General features: G+C 60.0%; 2 protein-coding genes. Both read right to left on the reverse strand.

Annotated features, from left to right (window positions below):
- The coding region (locus EN879_RS33660; RefSeq protein WP_127274593.1) for a cupin domain-containing protein at positions 1–860 on the reverse strand (860 nt) is incomplete at its 3' end.
- Between the two features lie 290 nt (positions 861–1,150).
- Positions 1,151–1,992 (reverse strand): GMC oxidoreductase (locus EN879_RS33665; protein ID WP_206521055.1); only part of this gene is annotated, 842 nt, incomplete at its 5' end.

The raw sequence follows: 1,992 nt of genomic DNA on the forward strand, positions 1-1,992 counted from the left end.
TAGAAATTGATGGTGTGGAAGACGGGTCCGCCGGTCGTCGGATCGACATAGTCGATGACGATGCCTTCATGGGGGTCGCCATCCCAATCCTTGTGGGCGTCGAGAACCGCTTCCATCTTCTCCCAGCGATAGACATACATCGGCGACGACAGGCCGCCGCCGCGCTTGTGGTCGACGAAACGCGGCATCAGGCCGCCTTCGCCATAGATGCGCTGTGAGTAGTCGCTGGGGTAGCGGGCGGTCTGCACCTTCTTCTCGACTTCCTTGCCGTCGACCATCTCCGTGTATTTGTGATCGAAATGGACGGCATGCAGCGTTTCGACCAGCGGCAGGTCGAGCACCGACAGGTTGACCGCCTGCTCGCCGCCAACGGTGCCATGATTGTGCCAGGCGTCGTTGGGCGTCAGCACCATGTCGCCCGGGCCGAAGACCACGTCTTCGCCCTCGACGCCGGTGAAATTGCCCTTGCCCGTCAGGCCGAAGCGGATGGCGCTCGGCGAGTGCTTGTGCGGCGGCATGATCTCGTCGGGATCGTTCAAGCGGTAGGCGGTGTACATGGTGCTGACCGATGCACGCTTGGGTGCAAGACCGGGATTGACGAGGATCAGCGAACGGCGCTCGCTGTCGTCCATGGTCACCAGTTCGGCGGCGCGCTGGAGCAGGGGCTCGATGTCCGAATAGGACCACACGAAGGGAACGGCTTTCGACGTCGCCATCAACTGCTTGATCTCGTCATGGTCGACGCCTTCCGACGTCGCCCAGAACGGAAACATGTTCTTTGCGTAGAGGGCGTCGTAGAGGCCCTTGAGTGCCGCCTTCTTGTTGGTGAGCACATCGTTAGCTGGTTGCGCCAGGGACATATCGGACACCTCTCGTCACGAAGAAAATACTTCTAACCAACTCAACCGTATTCGCATTGGTTTTGCTCGACAATACCCAAATTGCGAATCTTATAAGTTTTTGGTTGAGGTGCATTTTTGAGTGGCAAATGCCCAGAAATAGGCAGAAACAGCCTAGAAATGCACGGAATTCAGCTCACAATCAGGGCGTGAAACCGCTTCGTCACGGCCATGCTGGCGCGCATGACAGTCCAACCAACGCAGTTTTTCAGTCTCAACCAAAAGACTTTGGTTGTATTCCGGCCGCCTTATCAGGCAGCCACGCTCTGTTGAGCGCGGCTGCGGATCAGATCCGCGGCCTTTTCGGCGATCATGATGACCGCCGCATTGATGTTGCCGCAAACGAGGTCGGGCATGACCGAGGCGTCCACGACACGAAGCCCGGCAATGCCGCGCACCCGCAATTCCGGATCGACCACCGATGCCGCATCGACGCCCATGCGGCACGTGCCGGCCGGATGATGCACGGTGATCGAGGTCTTGCGGATGTGCTCGTCGATCTCTTCGTCGCTCTCGCATTTCGGGCCGGGGAAGAACTCCGCGCCGACGAACGGAGCCATGGACGGCTGGCTGGCAAGGTTGCGTGCAACACGAAAGCCGGCGCGAAGCGACTGCCAGTCGCGCTGCGAGGACAGGAAATTCTGATGGATCAGGGGCGCGGCAACCGGATCGCTCGACGCCAGCTTGACGCTGCCGCGGCTCTCCGGCTGCACCGCAACGATACGGGTCGCAAAGCCGTCGGCGAACGGCGCCTTGAACGGCGACATGTAAGGCCATGCCCCAAGCGGCGCGGCGGTGAAAAGCAGCTGTACGTCCGGCAACGGCCGGCTTGTGTCGCTTTTCAGGAATGCCACGACGCCGCCAGGCACATCTCCCGAAAAGCCCTTTCCGGTGAGATAAGTCCTGACGAAATCCAGCCCGATACGATCGGCCCGCATCATCTTGAGAAACGGTCCAGGCTGTTTGCGCCGATACATCACGATAACCGAAACGTGGTCCTGCAGATTCTTGCCGACTTGCGCACGATCGACCTTCGTCTCGATGCCATGCGCCGCCAGCTCGCCGCTGTCGCCTATGCCTGACAGCATCATCA

The sequence above is a fragment of the Mesorhizobium sp. M7A.F.Ca.AU.002.02.1.1 genome (genome assembly GCF_003998535.1).
GTDB lineage: Bacteria > Pseudomonadota > Alphaproteobacteria > Rhizobiales > Rhizobiaceae > Mesorhizobium > Mesorhizobium ciceri.